A 15945-nucleotide genomic window follows, 5' to 3' on the forward strand; every position below is an offset into this window, starting at 1 on the left:
TGTGACCATGACCCACGAACAGGCCGTCTACCTGGAGCTCCTCGCCCGCGGCGCCGCCACCGAGGCGTACGACCGGCCCGCCCTGCTCGCCCGGGCGAGCGGCGCGGGCCCCGAGGAGCTGGCCCGGCTCGACCAGGCCAAGCAGCTCGCGCTGCGGGTCCGGGCCGAGCTGGAGGGCCGGCGGCGCCGCGAGGCCGAGCTGTCCGCGCTCTTCGAGACCGCCAACGACCTCGCGGGCCTGCGCGACCTCGACGACGTGCTGCGCGCCATCGTCCAGCGGGCCCGTTCCCTCCTCGGCACCGAGGTCGCCTACCTCAGCCTCAACGACCCGGCCCGAGGCGACACCTACATGCGCGTCACCGAGGGCTCCGTCTCGGCCCGCTTCCAGCAGCTCCGGCTCGGCATGGGGGAGGGGCTCGGCGGACTCGTCGCCCAGACCGCCCGGCCCTACGTCACCGAGGACTACTTCCACGACGCCCGGTTCCAGCACACCGAGCCCATCGACGGCGCCGTCGGGGACGAGGGCCTGGTCGCGATCCTCGGCGTGCCCCTCACCCTCGGCAGCCAGGTCATCGGCGTCCTCTTCGCCGCCGACCGCAGGGCCAGGGTCTTCGAGCGCGGACAGGTCGCCCTGCTCGGCTCCTTCGCCGCCCACGCCGCCGTCGCCATCGACACCGCCCACCTGCTCGCCGAGACCCGCTCCGCCCTCGCGGAGCTGGAGCGGGCCAACGACATCATCCGCGAGCACAGCGGCGTCATCGAGCGGGCCTCCGAGGTCCACGACCGGCTCACCGAGCTCGTCCTGCGCGGCGGTGGGGTGCACGACGTGGCCGCCGCCGTCTCCGAAGTCCTCGGCGGCACCGTCGAGTTCACCGAGGAGCCGCCGGGACCCGGCCGGGTCGCCGAGGGTCACGCGAGCCGCGCGGGCGACGACTGGATCGCCGCCGTCTCCGCCGGGGGCGAGAGCTTCGGCGCCCTCGTCCTGCGCGACAGCCCCCACATCGACCCCGTCGACCTGCGCACCCTGGAGCGGGCCGCCCTGGTCACCTCGCTGCTGCTGCTCGCCCGGCGCTCCGCGGGCGAGGCCGAGCAGCGGCTCCGGGGCGACCTCCTCGACGACCTCCTCGACGCCCCCGACCGCGACCGGCGGCTGCTGCGCGAGCGGGCCGCCCGGCTGCGCACCGACAGCGACGCGCCCCACGTGGTGCTCGCCGCCCGCATCGACCGGGCCGGCGCCGGGGCCGAACCGGACCCCGGCGGACGGGAGAGCGCCGACCGCCAGCGGCTGCGCTCGGCCGCCTCGCACCTGGCCGCCACCCGGCACGGCCTGGCCTCCGCCCGGGACGGCGGCACGGTCCTGTTGCTGCCCCTCGGGCCCGGCGAGACCGCCGCCGAGCTCGCCCGGCAGGCCGCGCGACAGCTCGGCGGCGCCCTCCACGAGCCGGTCACAGTCGGCGCCTCCGCCCCGCTCACCGCCCCCCTCGCCCACCCCGAGCGGGTCGCCCCGGCGTACGAGGAGGCCCGCCGCTGCGTGGACGCGCTGCGGCTGCTGCGCCGCCAGGGCGAGGGGGCCGCCGCCGAGGATCTCGGCTTCCTCGGCCTGCTGCTCGCCGACGCCCGCGACATCGAGGGCTTCGTGGAGCGCACCATCGGCCAGGTCGTCGGCTACGACCGGCGCCGGGGCACCGAGCTGGTGCGCACCATGGAGGCGTACTTCGCGTGCGGGATGAGTCCGGCCCGTACGAAGGACGAGCTCCACGTCCACGTGAACACGGTGGCCCAGCGGATCGAGCGGATCGGCCGGCTGCTCGGCCCCGACTGGCAGAGCCCGGCCCGCGCCCTGGAGATACAGCTGGCCCTGCGGCTGCACGCCCTCGCCGGGGCCGTCATACGCTGACCGACCCGCGCCCGGAGCCGGCCGGCGCGTGCCGGGCCGGGGTACGCCGGGGCACGGCCCGGGTGGTCACGGTGTGCATCAGCCACTCCAGGGGGCCGCGGCGCAGCCGGCGGCGCCAGAGCACCGAGGCGGCGAGGGCGAGGACCGTGAAGACCAGGAAGGCCAGCAGCGACCGGCCGCCGGGCAGACCGGGGCCGGCCGTCGCCACGGGCAGCGCCTTCAGGACCAGGAAGTGGCCCACGTACCAGGTCAGCGCCATGCCGCCGAAGGCGGCGAGCGGGCGGAGCGGCACCCGCCACGGCTGCCGGTCCAGCAGGATCAGCAGCCCGCCGAGGAGCGCGGCGATGAGCCCGAGCATCATCACGCCCTCGGTGACGCTGAGGACCTTCTCGGCGGGGCCCGGGTGGCCGAGCGTCACGAGCTGCTGCCAGGGCACCAGCGGTGGCGGGGGCGGCACGTCGGAGGGGAGCGCGGGCAGCGGCGGCTCCCGGTAGGCCCGTACGGCCGCCGCGGCGCCCAGCGGGTACATGGCGACGAGCCCGGCCAGCACGGCGGCCACGGCCGTGGCGCTCCCGGCGGCGAGCAGCCGCAGGCGGATCGCCCCGGAGCGCAGGTCCAGCCGGCCCAGTGCCAGCCCCAGGACGAGGAACGGCAGGACGGACACGGTGTCCTGGGAGCCGCCGCCGAGACCGAAGAGGACGTTCTGGGCGGTCGGCCACCAGTCGGCCGGGTGCGCGAAGAGGGCGAAGCCGTGGTGCAGTTCCAGGAACGCGGGATCCATCGGGTCGGGGACGAAGCCCCAGCCGCCCGCCCGTTCGGCGGCGACCTTGAAGACCGGCGCGGCCACGGCGAGCACCCCGGCGAGCCCGAGCAGGACCGGCACCCGCAGCCGGGCCAGCGGCAGCAGGAGCAGCAGCCACAGCGCGTAGAAGTGCAGGATCTGCACGTCGCCGAAGCCGAACGAGCCGAGCGCGAGGCCGCACAGCAGGAGCAGCCCGGACCGGACCAGGACCCTGCGGGTGTCGGTGCGCCGGTCGGGGCCGGTGCGGGGGCGGTGCCCGCCGGTCATCAGGGCGAGCGAGACACCGGCGAGCAGGAAGAAGACCTCCCGCGAGCGGGTGCCGAGCAGCCCGTTGATCCACAGCAGCGTGGCGTCCGGCGGTGTGCCGGGGGCGGCGGGGGAGAGCCAGCCGGTCAGGACGAAGTGGGCCCAGACCATGCCGAGGACGGCGAGCGCGCGCAGCACGTCGACGCCGAGCAGACGGGCGCCCGGCTGTATGGGCGCCGGGGGAGGAAGGGAACGCACGGGACTCCTTCGGAGCGTGGAAGGGAGGGAACCGGAAGGGAGCGGGGAGCGGGGAGGAGGGGTGAGGGCGGCCGGCCGGCCGGTCTCAGCCGGCCTTCGGGAAGCTGAAGGAATAGCCCTGTTCCTCGAACCACGGCAGCAACTGCTCCAGCGCCTCCATCGTCTGCGCGCGATTTCCGCCGCCGTCGTGCAGCAGCACCGTCGGTCCCTTGGCGAGCTGGCTCTTGACGGCCCGTACGATCCGCTCGGTGCCGGGCCGCTCGTAATCGCTGGGATCGACGTTCCAGCCGAGATTGCGCATTCCCTCCGAGGCGGCGATCCGCCGGCTCTCCGGGGTGAAGGCGCCGCCGGGGGCGCGGTAGTACCAGACCCGTTCGCCGCCCGAGGCTGTGTCGATCATGGCCTTGGCGTCCAGGATCTCCTTGCGCTGGTAGTCGACCGGCTTCTTGTCCATCGCGGTGTCGTGGCTGATCGAGTGGTCGCACAGCCGGTGTCCGGCGGCGACGACCTTCTTGACCAGGTCGGGGTGGGCGGCGGCGTTCGGGCCGGTCATGCAGAACACGGCCTTGGCCTTGTGCTTCGCCAGCAGCTCCAGCGCCTTGGGGGTCCAGCGCGGGTCGGGGCCGTCGTCCAGGGTCAGGTTGACCGTCTTCCCCTCGTCCTCGGAGTCGCGGACGATCGCCATGTCCACCGTCGGCTCGGGCAGGGCGTCCAGCTCGCCGGGCGCCTCCGGACCGGCCGGGGCGTGCGCCCCGCCGGCCCGCGCGGCCCCGCCGTCGGGCGCCTGCGCGGCGCCGCCGTCCCGGCCCGGCAGCAGCGCGACCGCCGCCAGCGCCGCCCCGGCGAGCGCCACCGCGGCGAGGAGCCGGGTGCGGTCGCGGCCGTACCTCGCCGTGATGGTCTTCGGCTTCGTCTTCTCCGGGCATTCGGTTTCTTCGTTCATGCCCTCGACGCAAACACGCCGGAATGCCCGGGAAAGCGGCCGTCATCGTTTGCTCACACGACGCGAAAGGGTTCGTCATCCGCGTCGAGCACACTGTTCAAGAATTCCGGTCCCTTTCGGGTGCACGATGGGCCCGGAAAGATCGCGGAGAGGAAAGCGGAGCCACCGGAGCCATGACACGAGTCCTGCTGATCGAGGACGATCCCGCCGTACGGAAGGGGGTCACCCTCGCGCTGCGCCGCCGCGGCCACGAGATCGAGACCGCCGCCAGCGGCGAGACCGGACTGCTCGCCCTGGAACGCTCGCAGCCCGAGCTGGTCCTGCTCGACCTGATGCTGCCGGGCATGAGCGGCCTGGAGGTGTGCCGGCGGATCCGGGAGACCCGGCAGGTCCCGATCATCATCCTCTCCGCGCGCGGCGACGACATCGACATGGTCGTCGGTCTGGAGGCCGGGGCCGACGACTACGTGGTCAAGCCGGCCAGCGGCGAGGTCCTGGAGGCCCGGATGCGGGCCGTGCTGCGCCGGGTCGTCCCGCATCCGCCGGCCGGGCCGGACGGCACGCCCGCCGGGACCGGCGGCGGCCCGGCCGGCGGCCCGGAGACGCACGGCGCGCTGACCGTCGACCGGGCCGCGCTGCTGGTCGCCAAGAACGGCACCGAACTCGTCCTCGCCCCCTCCGAGCTGAAGCTCCTGCTCTTCCTCAGCGCCACCCCCGGCCAGGTCTTCAGCCGCCAGCAGCTCCTCGAACAGGTCTGGGAGCACAGCTTCTACGGCGACGCCCGGCTCGTCGACGCCTGCGTGATGCGGCTGCGCGCCAAGGTCGAGGACGACCCGCGCCACCCGGTGTACGTGCAGACCGTGCGCGGCTTCGGCTACCGGTTCGGCCCGCTGTGAGCACCCCTGACGCGGCGGGTCGGCCTGACGCGGCGGTCCCCCCTGGCACGGCAGTCCCCCGCGACGCGGCCGCCCCCCGCGACGCGGCGGCCCCCCGCGACGCGGCCGGCCCCGGGACCGGCGACGCCGCCCGCCCCGGCCGCCGCCCCCGGCACCGGCCCGGGCTGCGGTCCCGGCTCGTCATCGCCTTCCTCGCCGTGTCCGCCCTCAGCGCCCTGATCACCGCCTTGCTCACCTTCCGGCAGGCCCGCGCCGCCATCCTCGACCGGGCCCAGGAGGCCGCCGTGCGCGACCTGCGCGCCCAGGCCGGCTCGCTCGCCCCCGACGTACCCCTCCCGCCCACCACCCAGGACCTGCGCAACGTCGTGCTCCAGCTCGACCGGGCGGGTGCCTCGCGCGGCTGGCACGCCCAGGCCGCGTACCGCGACGGGCCGCCGGTCGCGGGCGAGCCGGACGCCCCGGAGCTCCCGGCGGGACTGCGGGCCTCGGTCGCGGCCGACGGCGAGGCGGTGTACCAGCGGTACGAGCGCTACGGGCGGCCCTGGCTCGCGGTCGGGATGCCCGTCCTGTTCGCCCCCGGCTCCGCCGGCCGCCCGGGCGACCCGTCCGGGCTCACCGTCTACACCTCCTTCGCGCTCGACGAGCAGCGCGCCGACATCGCCGCGCTGGTCACCGCCGCGCAGGCGGGCGCGGTGCCCGCCCTGGTGCTCGCCGTCGTCCCGGCGCTGCTCGCCGCCCGCCGGGTGCTGCGCCCGGTGCGCGAGCTGCGCGGGGCCGCCGAGCGGATCGCCCGAGGCGCCCTCGACACCCGCCTCGACGCCACCGGCGGCGACGAACTGGCCGATCTGGGCCGCACCTTCAACACCATGGCCGAGGCGCTTCAGCGCGACGACGCCGAACTGCGGCGGCTGGAGGCGGGCGCCCGTCGCTTCGCCGCCGACGTCTCCCACGAACTGCGCACCCCGCTCGCCGCGATGAGCGCGGTGACCGAGGTCCTCGACGAGGACGCCGCCTCCGGGCGGCTCGACCCCGACACCGCGGAGGCGGTCCTGCTCATCAGCGACGAGACCCGCAAACTGGCCCGGATGGTGGAGGACCTGATGGAGGTCTCCCGCTTCGACGCGGGCGCCGCCGCCCTCCACCCCGACGAGGTGGACCTCGCCGAGGCCGTCCACAAGACCGTGCGACTGCGCGGCTGGACACCGGGCCAGGTCACCGTCGACGTGCCCGAGGGGCTGCGGGCGGTGCTCGACCCCCGGCGTCTGGACGTGGTCCTCGCCAACCTGGTCGGCAACGCCCTGCGGCACGGCGGCGTCCCCGTCGCGGTGCGGGCGTGGACCGCCCCCGACGGCGGGCGGCTCGTCATCGAGGTCGCCGACCACGGGCCCGGCATCCCCGAGGACGTGCTGCCGCACGTCTTCGACCGCTTCTACAAGGCGGACTCGGCCCGGACCCGCTCCGAGGGCAGCGGGCTCGGGCTGGCCATCGCCCGCGAGAACGTCCGGCTCCACGGCGGCACCCTCACGGCCGCCAACGCCCCCGAGGGCGGCGCGGTGTTCACCGTGACCCTGCCCCCGCGCGGCGCGGAGACCCGGACATGAGCCGCCGCCGCGCCCGCACGGGCCCGGGGCCGCGCCGCCGACTCCCCGCCCCCCGCGCCCTGTTCGGGCTGCTCGGCCCGCTCGCCGTGCTGCTCACCGGCTGCGGCATCCCGACCACCGGGCCGGAGCCGGCCGGGGCGCCCGCCGTCGGCGCCAACCGGCCCGGCACGGCGAGCCGCGACGCGCGGCTGCTGTTCGTCGGCCCCTACGGGCTGCGCTACGCGGCCCGGACCGCGAGCGCGCCGGTCGGCCCCCAGGAGGCCGTCGACCTGCTCCTGGAAGGGCCCACGGCGGCCGAGCGGGAGCGGGGCCTGGTCACCCTCGTGCCGCCGATGAAGGGCGAGGTCACGGCGGTCCGCGCCGCCCCCGGCACCGTGGACCTGCACCTCCCGGTCGCCGTCGAGCGCCTGGAGCAGGCCGCCGTGAGCCAGCTCGCCTGCACCGCCGCCAAGGCCGCAGACCTCGACCAGACCAAGGTCCTGGTCCGGGTCCACGAACCGGACACGGCCGGCACCTGGGACCTGCGCTGCGACGCCACGGGCAGCGCCTACCCCGCGGAGGCGCCCGCACCCACCCCGTAATGTCATGGCTGCGCCAGGACCGCACCACCAGGAGGCCGTTCCATGACCGCTCGCCCCGACGCGCTCCCGCTCGCCGGCATCACCGTCGTCAGCCTCGAACAGGCCGTGGCCGCGCCCTTCGCGACCCGCCAGCTGGCCGACCTCGGGGCCCGGGTGATCAAGGTCGAGCGGCCCGGCGAGGGGGACTTCGCCCGCCGCTACGACACCACCGTGCACGGCGAGTCGAGCTACTTCGTGTGGCTCAACCGCTCCAAGGAGTCCCTCACCCTCGACCTGAAGAGCGAGGCGGGCCGCGAGGTCCTGGAACGCCTGCTGGCGGGCGCCGACGTCTTCGTGCAGAACCTCGCGCCCGGTGCCGCCGAGCGCCTCGGCCTCGGCGCGCGGGCGCTCGCCGAGCGCTTCCCCTCCCTCATCGCCTGCACCGTCTCCGGCTACGGCACCACCGGCCCCTGGGCCGACCGCAAGGCCTACGACCTGCTCGTGCAGTGCCAGACCGGCCTCGTCTCGCTCACCGGCAACGAGCACGGCGCCGCCCGCGCCGGGGTGTCCGTCGCCGACATCGCCGCCGGGATGTACGCCTACAGCGGCATCCTCACCGCCCTGTTCACCCGCGCCACCACCGGCGTCGCGCGCGCCGTCGAGGTCTCTCTGTTCGAGGCGCTGGCCGAATGGATGGGCCAGCCCGCCTACTACACCCGCTACGGCGGCGCCCAGCCGCCGCGCGTCGGAACCCGGCACGCCACCATCGCCCCGTACGGCGCCTTCACCGCCGCCGACGGCAAGGACGTGCTGTTCTCCGTGCAGAACGAGCGCGAATGGGCCGCCCTGTGTGAGCGGTTCCTGGGCCGCCCGGAGCTCGTCGACGACCCCCGGTTCGCCACCGGCGCGCTGCGGGTCGCCCACCGCGAGCCCCTCGACGCCCTCGTCGCCGCCCGGTTCGCCGAACTCGACGCGGCGACCGCGGGCGAGCTCCTCGACCGGGCGGGCGTCGCCAACGCCGGGGTCAACGACATCGCCGCCTTCCTCGACCACCCCGTGCTCACCGCCCGGGACCGCTGGCGCGACGTGCCGCTGCCCGGCGGCGCCCTGGTGCCCGCGCTGCTCCCGCCGGCCGATCTCGACGGCGTCGAGGCCCGGATGGGAGCCGTGCCGGGCGTCGGCGAGCACACCGGGCCGATCCTGACGGAGCTGGGCTACGGGGCCGACGCCATCGCCCGGCTGCGGACCGCCCGTGCCGTCTGACGGCCCCGACGTCACCGTCGTCCGCGCCTGCCTCCGCGACGGCACCGGCGGCAGCCCCACCGCCGTCGTCCTGGAGACGGGCCGCCCGGTGCACGGCACGCACGGCATGGACGGCATGGACGGCATGGACGACGAGGACCGTCGCCTGCTGCCCGCCCGACTCGGCGTCTCGCACGCCGTGTACGTCCGCCAGGCTCCCGGCGACGGGCTCGAACCCACCCTGGACGTCCGCTACTTCACCGCTGCGGGCGAGCTCCCCGGCTGCGGCCACGGCACCGTCGCCGCCCTCGTCCTGCTCGCCTCGCGCACCGCCCCGGGACGGCTCTACCGCGCCACCCTGCGCACCGCGCACGGCACCCTCACCGGCCGGGCCCGCGCCGAAGGCGACCGAGGCACCGGCCTGTTCGACCCCGGGCCCCTCATCCTGCGCCCGCCCACCGCCGCCGAACGCGCCCTGATCCCGGCCGCCCTCGGCCTCGCGCCCGACGAGGCCGGCCCGGGCCCGCGGGTGGCGGGTGCCGGCCGGGAGCGGATCCTGGTGCCCGTCGTCTCGCGCGCCGCCCTCGCCGCGCTCAGGCCCGACCAGGACCGGCTGCGCGAACTCTGCGACCGGTTCGGCCTCCTCGGCGCCTACGTCCACTCCCCGCCGGAGCCCTCGGGCGCCCTCGCCGCCCGCCTGTTCGCCCCCTCCATCGGCGTCCCCGAGGACATCGCCAACGCCAACGGAACCGCCTGCCTCGCCGGCCACCTGGCCGGGCGCGGCCTCAGGGACATCGCCGTCGACATGGGCGACGCGCTCGGCAGCCCCGCCCGGATCACGGCCACCGTCCTCGACGGCCCGGGCCCCGGCCCCCGGGTCGTCGTCGGCGGCACGGCGCTGGTCGTGGGGGGCGTGGCGGCGCGCGCTCACACCGCCCGGTAGAGGGCGGTGAGCAACTCGACCACGGCCGGGGCGGCGGGATGCGGATCGTCCCGCCACCAGGCCAGCCGCACCGCGACCGGCTCGGCGTCCCGCACCGGGCGGTAGACCACCCCCGGGCGGCGGTACTGGTCCGCGGTCGCCTCCGCGCTCATCCCGATCCGTCGGCCCGTGGAGATCGCCGTGAGCCAGTCGTCCACGTCGTACGTCTCCTCCGTCGCGGGCCGCGCGTCCGGCGGCCACAGCTCCGGCGTCGTGGTGCCGGTCCGCCGGTCGATCAGCAGGGTGTGGCCGCTGAGGTCGGCCAGCCGCACCGAACGCCGCCGGGCCAGCGGGTCGTCCGCCGCCATCACGCACAGCCGCCGCTCAAGGCCCACGATCGCCGCGTCGAAGCGCCGGTCCTCCAGCGGCCGGCGCAGCACCGCGAGGTCGGCGGTGCCCTCCGCGAGCCCCGCCGTCGCCGTGTTCACCCGCACCAGGTGCAGCTCGGTCCCCGGGTGCGCCGCCGCCCACCGGCGCTGGAACGCCGGGGTGTGCCGGCCGAGAGCCGACCAGGCGTAGCCGACGCGCAGCACCCGCTGCCCGGACGCGGCCTCCCGGACCAGCTCGTCCGCCTCCGCGAGCACCCGGCGGGCGTGGGCCAGCACCCGTATCCCGTGCGCCGTCGGCGTCACCGAGCGCGAGGTGCGGCGCAACAGGCGCACGCCGAGAACCCGTTCGAGCGACGCCAGGGTGCGGGAGACGGCGGCCTGCGAGACGCCGAGCGTGAACGCCGCGTCGGTGAAGGTGCCCTCGTCGACGATCGCGACGAGGCAGCGGAGCTGCCGCAGCTCCAGGCCCGCACCGTCCGCACCACGCGTGCCGTCCGCACCACGCGTGCCGTCCGCACCACCTTTGCCTCCGCCACCGCCGTCCGCATCCATGCGCCCAGCGTATAGATCTGACGCGATCATGCATTTTGCGCAAGGAGGCCGGACGCGGACCATCGCCTCATGTCCTCCGCTCCTGCCGCCGAAGCCGCGTCGGCGTTCCCCACCGGGCCCGGGGCCCGCACCTCCGCCGCCGGTGTCGCCGCCATGCTCGGCAGCGGTCTGTCGAACCAGATCGGTGCCGCGACCGGCTCCCTGGCCTTCCCCGTCCTCGGGCCCGTCGGCGTCGTCGCGGTCCGCCAGTACGTGGCCGCCGCCGTGCTGCTGGCCGTCGGACGGCCCGCGCTGCGCGGCTTCACCCGGCACCAGTGGCGGCCGGTCGTGCTGCTCGCGGTCGTCTTCGGCACCATGAACCTGTCCCTCTACACCGCCATCGACCGGGTCGGCCTCGGCCTCGGCGTGACCCTGGAGTTCCTCGGCCCGCTCGCCATCGCGCTGGCCGCCACCCGCCGCCGGATCGACGCGGTCTGCGCCGTCGTGGCGGCGGCTGGTGTCGTCGCCCTGATGCGCCCGCAGCCCTCCACCGACTACGTCGGGATGGCGGCCGGGCTGCTCGGGGCGGTGTGCTGGGCCTCGTACATCCTGCTCAACCGCACGGTCGGCCGCCGCATCCCCGGCGCCCAGGGGAGCGCGGCGGCGGCGCTGCTGTCGGCCGTGACGTTCCTGCCGGTCGGGCTGTACGTGGTGCTGCGCCACCCGCCGACGGCCGCCTCGCTCGGCTACGCGGTCGCCGCCGGGGTCCTCGCCTCGGCCGTGCCCTACCTGGCGGACCTCTTCACCCTGCGGCACGTGCCGCCCGCCGCGTTCGGGCTCTTCATGAGCGTCAACCCGGTCCTCGCGGCGCTGGTCGGCTGGATCGGCCTCGGCCAGGGCCTGGGCTGGATCGACGGGGCGGCCATCGGCGCGGTCGTGGGCGCGAACGTCCTGAGCCTGGCCACCTCGGGGCGCGGAGCCGCCGCCTGACGGGGGGCTCGGCCCGCCCCGCCGCGCGAGGCGGCGGACGGCTCGGCGCCGGACTGCCCTGCGCGGGACCGCGTTCCTAGGCCGGCTCCGGGCCGCTCCCGGATCCCTCGGCCCCCTCGAATGGCTCAGGCCCCTCCGATCCCCCCGATCTCTCGGCTCCCTCGGACCTCCCGCGCGCATCCCGGAGCGCCGTGTGGACCGACCACACCACCGACACCAGCGGCACCGCCACCACCGCGCCCAGGATGCCCGCCGCGATCGAGCCCGCCACCACCGAGACGGCGACGACCAGGGGGTGCAGACGGACGGCCCAGCTCATCACCAGGGGGTGCAGGAGGTGGCCCTCGATCTGGCCGATGACCACGATCAGGGCGATCACCACCATCGCGATCCACGGGCCCTTCGTCGCCAGGGCCACCACCGCCGCGACCGCGAGCGCCACCGGCGAGCCGATCAGCGGGATGAACGCGGCGCCGAACTCCAGCAGGGCCAGCGGCACCGCCAGCGGTACGCCGAGGAGCCACAGGGCGATCCCGACCAGGACCGCGTTGGTCGCCGCCACCAGCACGATCCCGTGGGTGTAGCCGGTGAACGTGCGCCAGGCGGCCCGCCCGCCGATGCCCACCCGGCCGCGCGCGGACTGCGGCAACTGCTCCCGGAACCACTTCCAGTGCCGGTCGCCCGAGTGGATGAAGAACACCGAGCAGAACAGCGCGAGCGCCAGCGTGGTCAGCACCGCCACCACCTGGTGCGCCCCGCTCACCGCCTGGCTGACCAGGGCGGAGCGGTGGCTCGACAGGAACTCGCCGATCTTGGACTGGACGTCCGTGAGCGCCCGGGGGTTCAGCCGGAGCGGCGGCCGGCGCAGCCACTGCTCGATCCGCTCGACGCCGTCCCGGAACTCCCGCACCAGCGTCGAGCTCTCGCCGGCGACCGCCTCGCCGACCAGTGCCAGCACGCCCAGGACCAGCGCGATCCCGCCGAGCAGGGTCACCGCCACGGCGAGCCCGCGGGGCAGCCGGCGCGCGAGGAGATCGGCGACCGGGCGCAGCAGGGCGGTGACCACCAGGCCGAGGAAGACCGCCACCGCGACCTCGTGGAAGCGCCCGAGCAGGGCGAACAGGACGTAGACGAGCGCGCCGACGACCAGCAGCCGCCACGCGTAGGCGGCGGCCGTGCGGAGGAACGGGGCGACCGTGGGCGGTGCGGCTGGCTGCATGACCGACGACGTACCACCCCGGCGGGGCCGCGCCACGGCAGGGGAGGCAGGTTCCCCCGACCGGGTCGGACCGGGGCCCGCCCGATCGGCGGGCGGGCGGGCACCGGCGGCGTGGGGGCGGGAGCGGTCAGCTCCCGCCGGGGCGGGCGGGGCGGTGGCCGGTGGCCGTCGCGAAGACCCAGCGGTTGACCGCGAGGGCGTCGTCCGGCTCCGGGCGGGGCCCGCGCCCGTGCAGGGCGGTGAACTCGTACGGGCCGCGCACCCGCACCCGCCAGCCCCGCCGGGCGAGTTCCCCGGCCGAGTCGGGCCGGGGGCGGGTGTCGAAGAGCGCGATCAGGTCGATGCCGAGCCGCTCCCGGGCCGCCGTGTACACGGGGTTGCGGCGTACGGCGGCCGGCTCGGCGATCTCCTTGATCTCGTACGCGAGGGTGCTGCCGGGCGCGCTCAGCCGGTCCACGGTGGCGACGAGCCGCCGTTCGGCCTCGGCGGGCAGATAGAGCAGCAGGCCCTCGGCGAGCCAGGCGGTCCGCAGGCCGGGCGAGAAGCCGTCGGCGAGCAGGACCCGCTCCCAGTCCTCCCGCAGGTCGACGGCGAGCGGTCGGCGCTCCGCCGTCGGGGCGGCGCCGACGCGGTCGAGCACCTCCCGCTTGAAGTCCAGCACCCCGGCCGTGTCGAGCTCGTGGACGGTGCCGCCGGGCGGCCAGGGAAGCCGGTACGCACGGGAGTCCAGACCCGCGCCGAGCAGCACCACCTGGCGTGCCCCGGCGCGCGCGGAGGCGAGCAGGTGGTCGTCGAGGACGCGGGTGCGCAGACCGAAGTAGCGGCCGAGGCGGCCCCAGAGCGGGTCGGCGGTCCCGCCGGGCACCTGGTCGGGGTGGACCGGCCAGTCGGCCGAGACGGGCGCGGCGCGCACGAAGTGTTCGGCGAGCGGGTCCCGGGCGAGGCTGTCGGGGCGGTGGGTCTCGATGGCGCGGGCCGCCGCCACCAGGAGCGCGGTGCGGCCCACGCCCGCCGAGACGCCGGAGTCCGGTCCCTTGACGCCGGCGGCGGGTCCGCCGACGAGGGCGCCGGTCCGGGCGGCGGCGGTCATCCGGCCGCCGCCCGTTCGGCCCCGGCCCCGGGCGGAGACACGGCCTCGGGCGGAGACACGGCCTCGGTCCCGGCATCGCCCCCGCCCCCGGCCGCGGGCAGGGGCGGCGGCGCGGTCCAGGCGTCCGCGTCGTCGGCGGTGGTGGTCCGGGCGCCGTAGACCGCCCGCATGAAGCGGAGGACGGAGTCGTACGGCAGGTGGAGCGAGGTGGTGCACTCGGTCAGGACGGTGAGGTGGAGGCCCCGCTGGAAGGCGGTGCGGGCGGTGGAGTCCACGCACACGTCGGCGAACAGCCCGGCGAGCACGAGGTGCCCGACGCCCCGGGCGGCCAGGTGCGCGCCGAAGCCCTCGGCGAGGAAGGCGTCGAAGCAGGCGCGCTTGGTGAAGACGCGTTCCCCGGGCGCCGGGTCGACGCCGGTGAACTCGGCGCCGTACGAGCCCTCCAGGCACTTGGGCTCCTTGCCGAGCCGCCGGTCGCGGGAGCGCCAGCTCTCGCCCTGGAAGGCGGGGTCGCCGAGGAAGCGCACGAAGACGACCTCCACGCCCCGCCGCCGGGCCGCCGCCACGGCCCGTACGGTGCCGGTGACGGCTGTGTCCAGGTCGGCGGGGGAGCCGCTGAAGCGGGCCCGGGCCACCGGGGTGGCGCAGAAGTCGTTCTGCAGGTCCACGACGACCAGGGCCGTGCCCGTGGGGGCCGGGGGGACCGTCACGGCTCACCGACCAGGGCGGCGGGCCGGTGTGTCCCGACGGCGTCGAGCAGCGCGTCGACGACGCCGGTGGTGGTGTGCCGGCCGCCGAGGTCGGGCGTGCCGACGCCCTGCTCGTCCAGCGCGGCGAGGGCCCGTTCGACCGCCGCGACGGCGCCGGGGACGCCGCAGTGGCGCTCGGCGACGAGGGCCGCGGCCCGGACCGTCGCCACCGGGTTGACCAGGTCGCGCCCGGCGAGGTCGTCGGCGGAGCCGTGCACGGTCTGGTACTCGACGAGGCCGGCCGCCCCGGGGTCGAGGCAGACGTTCTCCGTGCACCGGTTCTCCTGCCGGGCGGAGCCGAACCGGTCGAGCAGCATCACGTGCATGATGTCGGCCCACTCGTTCCCGGCGATGAGCAGGGTGCGCCCGGGCAGCCCGTGGGCCAGCAGGTTGCGGTTGACGGTGTCGGGCTGGAAGACCTCGATCCGCACCCCGAGCCGGTCCGCGAGCTCGGCGACCCAGGTGTCGAAGGCGCCGTCGAGGAGGTGGAACTTGTACGCCATGACGATCCGTCCGACGTCCCCGTCCGGCCACTCCCGGCGGGCCCGCTCCAGGGCGTGCCGGACGACCGCCTCGGTGACCTCCCGGCTGAAGGTGAGGGTGCGGACCACCTCGCCCGGGGAGTGCCGGTTCTCGCCGGTGTAGAAGCCCTGGGCCTGGTCGCGGACGAGCAGCAGGGAGCTCGTCCCCTCGCTGAGCAGGTCCACCTTGACGGCCCGCAGTCTGCGCCGGACCAGGTAGAGGGACTGGGCGTTGATCGCGGTGCGGAAGACGGCCGGGGTGCCGGACGCGGCCAGCGCGCGGCAGAAGCGCTCGTAGTGGTCGGCGTCCTCGGCCGTCAGCTCGCGGATGCGCTCGACGTCGTGGCCGTCGCGGAGGGAGACGTACGAGTGGTAGACGCGCGGGGAGCGTGCGATCCGGACGCCGTGCGGGAGCGCGGCGGTGAGGGCGCCGAGGACGCGTTCGAAGACCTCGGCGAGTTCGGCGCCGGTGCCCCGGCCGACCGCGAGGCCGACCGTGGGGGCGGTCGCCGGGGCGGCGGGCATCAGCGGTCCGAGGCGTCGGTCAGGCGGTCGCCGGGGATGCCGGCCTTCTCGGGCCGGTAGTAGTCCCGGATGCCGTCGGCCCAGGTGGCGACGGGGATGCGGTCGCCCTCGACGGGCTCGAAGGCGTCGAACAGGGCCTCGATGTTGGCCTCGTCGAAGCCGATGGCGGTCATCAGGGCGAGGAACTCGGGCCGGTCGACGTAGCCGTCGCCGTCCGGGTCGCCCATGTCGGCGAGCGCCTCGGCGAACTCGTCGACGGTGGAGTCGAAGCGCTCCGGGGAGAGCACGACGGCCTGGAACTCCTCGAAGCTGACCCGTCCGTCGCCGTCGGTGTCCAGCTCGGTCTCCAGCGTCTTCCAGTAGCGCTGGAAGGCGTCGAGCAGCCGCGCGGTGGCGGCGTCGCCCGCCGTCGGGACCGCCGCGACGGTCCGGCTGCCCATCAGCGCGAAGTCCTCGGGCTCGATGTGCCCGTTCCCGTCGGCGTCGAAGAGCTCGAAGACGACGCGTACGCGGTCGAGGGCATGGGGGGTGGTCATGCGGATACGCCTCTGTTCCGGGTGTCGG

At 76.1% G+C, this 15945-nt stretch carries 15 protein-coding genes; 7 read left to right on the top strand and 8 right to left on the bottom strand.

The window, feature by feature from the left end; all coding sequences use genetic code 11:
- Window positions 1–7 precede the first annotated feature (7 nt).
- Window positions 8–1897 (top strand): helix-turn-helix domain-containing protein, encoded by a 1890-nt coding sequence (locus ACZ6J5_RS17465; protein WP_469392331.1) that lies wholly within the window; start codon window positions 8–10, stop codon window positions 1895–1897.
- Here the strand turns inward: ACZ6J5_RS17465 and ACZ6J5_RS17470 are convergent.
- A complete protein-coding gene (locus ACZ6J5_RS17470; protein WP_469392333.1) occupies window positions 1887–3203 on the bottom strand; it encodes a DUF418 domain-containing protein in 1317 nt (438 codons plus the stop codon). The two genes, ACZ6J5_RS17465 and ACZ6J5_RS17470, sit on opposite strands and share 11 nt — an antisense overlap.
- Before the next feature lie 85 nt (window positions 3204–3288).
- The gene (locus tag ACZ6J5_RS17475; RefSeq protein WP_469392335.1) at window positions 3289–4146 is read right to left on the bottom strand and encodes a polysaccharide deacetylase family protein; all 858 of its coding nucleotides are present in this window, start codon (window positions 4144–4146) and stop codon (window positions 3289–3291) included.
- 173 nt (window positions 4147–4319) lie between these two features.
- Here ACZ6J5_RS17475 and ACZ6J5_RS17480 point away from each other — a divergent pair, with 173 nt between their 5' ends.
- From ACZ6J5_RS17480 to ACZ6J5_RS17500, 5 genes are read left to right on the top strand one after another with little or no spacing between them, the layout of a single operon-like run.
- On the top strand, window positions 4320–5042 hold the full coding sequence (locus ACZ6J5_RS17480; protein WP_469392337.1) for a response regulator: 723 nt from the start codon (window positions 4320–4322) through the stop codon (window positions 5040–5042).
- Entirely contained in the window at window positions 5039–6643 is a 1605-nt protein-coding gene (locus ACZ6J5_RS17485; protein WP_469392339.1) for an ATP-binding protein, read from the top strand. Before ACZ6J5_RS17480 ends, ACZ6J5_RS17485 begins: the two co-directional genes overlap by 4 nt.
- Complete coding sequence (locus ACZ6J5_RS17490) at window positions 6640–7224, top strand: hypothetical protein (RefSeq protein WP_469392340.1); 585 nt, start codon at window positions 6640–6642, stop codon at window positions 7222–7224. The genes ACZ6J5_RS17485 and ACZ6J5_RS17490 overlap by 4 nt, the downstream gene beginning before the upstream one ends.
- A 42-nt stretch (window positions 7225–7266) precedes the next feature.
- Entirely contained in the window at window positions 7267–8466 is a 1200-nt protein-coding gene (locus ACZ6J5_RS17495; RefSeq protein WP_469392342.1) for a CaiB/BaiF CoA transferase family protein, read from the top strand.
- Window positions 8456–9388, top strand: a complete 933-nt coding sequence (locus ACZ6J5_RS17500) for a PhzF family phenazine biosynthesis protein (RefSeq protein ID WP_469392344.1) — start codon at window positions 8456–8458, stop codon at window positions 9386–9388. The genes ACZ6J5_RS17495 and ACZ6J5_RS17500 overlap by 11 nt, the downstream gene beginning before the upstream one ends.
- On the opposite strand, the gene ACZ6J5_RS17505 is transcribed toward ACZ6J5_RS17500, so the two are convergent.
- Window positions 9373–10308: a LysR family transcriptional regulator gene (locus tag ACZ6J5_RS17505; RefSeq protein WP_469392346.1), complete on the bottom strand. Its 936-nt coding sequence runs from the start codon at window positions 10306–10308 to the stop codon at window positions 9373–9375. The genes ACZ6J5_RS17500 and ACZ6J5_RS17505 overlap by 16 nt on opposite strands.
- A gap of 69 nt (window positions 10309–10377) precedes the next feature.
- Between ACZ6J5_RS17505 and ACZ6J5_RS17510 the strand changes: the two genes are divergently transcribed.
- Complete coding sequence (locus ACZ6J5_RS17510) at window positions 10378–11277, top strand: EamA family transporter (RefSeq protein WP_469392348.1); 900 nt, start codon at window positions 10378–10380, stop codon at window positions 11275–11277.
- A gap of 76 nt (window positions 11278–11353) precedes the next feature.
- Here the strand turns inward: ACZ6J5_RS17510 and ACZ6J5_RS17515 are convergent, their stop codons facing one another.
- The 5 genes from ACZ6J5_RS17515 to ACZ6J5_RS17535 form a co-directional block, all read right to left on the bottom strand.
- On the bottom strand, window positions 11354–12496 hold the full coding sequence (locus tag ACZ6J5_RS17515; protein WP_469392349.1) for an AI-2E family transporter: 1143 nt from the start codon (window positions 12494–12496) through the stop codon (window positions 11354–11356).
- 127 nt (window positions 12497–12623) lie between these two features.
- The gene (locus ACZ6J5_RS17520) at window positions 12624–13586 is read right to left on the bottom strand and encodes an SAM-dependent methyltransferase (RefSeq protein ID WP_469392351.1); all 963 of its coding nucleotides are present in this window, start codon (window positions 13584–13586) and stop codon (window positions 12624–12626) included.
- Entirely contained in the window at window positions 13583–14296 is a 714-nt protein-coding gene (locus tag ACZ6J5_RS17525) for a cysteine hydrolase family protein (RefSeq protein ID WP_469392353.1), read from the bottom strand. The genes ACZ6J5_RS17520 and ACZ6J5_RS17525 overlap by 4 nt, the downstream gene beginning before the upstream one ends.
- On the bottom strand, window positions 14293–15381 hold the full coding sequence (locus tag ACZ6J5_RS17530; RefSeq protein ID WP_469392355.1) for an isocitrate/isopropylmalate family dehydrogenase: 1089 nt from the start codon (window positions 15379–15381) through the stop codon (window positions 14293–14295). Before ACZ6J5_RS17530 ends, ACZ6J5_RS17525 begins: the two co-directional genes overlap by 4 nt.
- The gene (locus ACZ6J5_RS17535) at window positions 15381–15917 is read right to left on the bottom strand and encodes an EF-hand domain-containing protein (protein WP_469392357.1); all 537 of its coding nucleotides are present in this window, start codon (window positions 15915–15917) and stop codon (window positions 15381–15383) included. The genes ACZ6J5_RS17530 and ACZ6J5_RS17535 overlap by 1 nt, the downstream gene beginning before the upstream one ends.
- Window positions 15918–15945 lie beyond the last annotated feature (28 nt).

It is taken from the genome of Streptomyces sp. NPDC042100 (genome assembly GCF_055582325.1).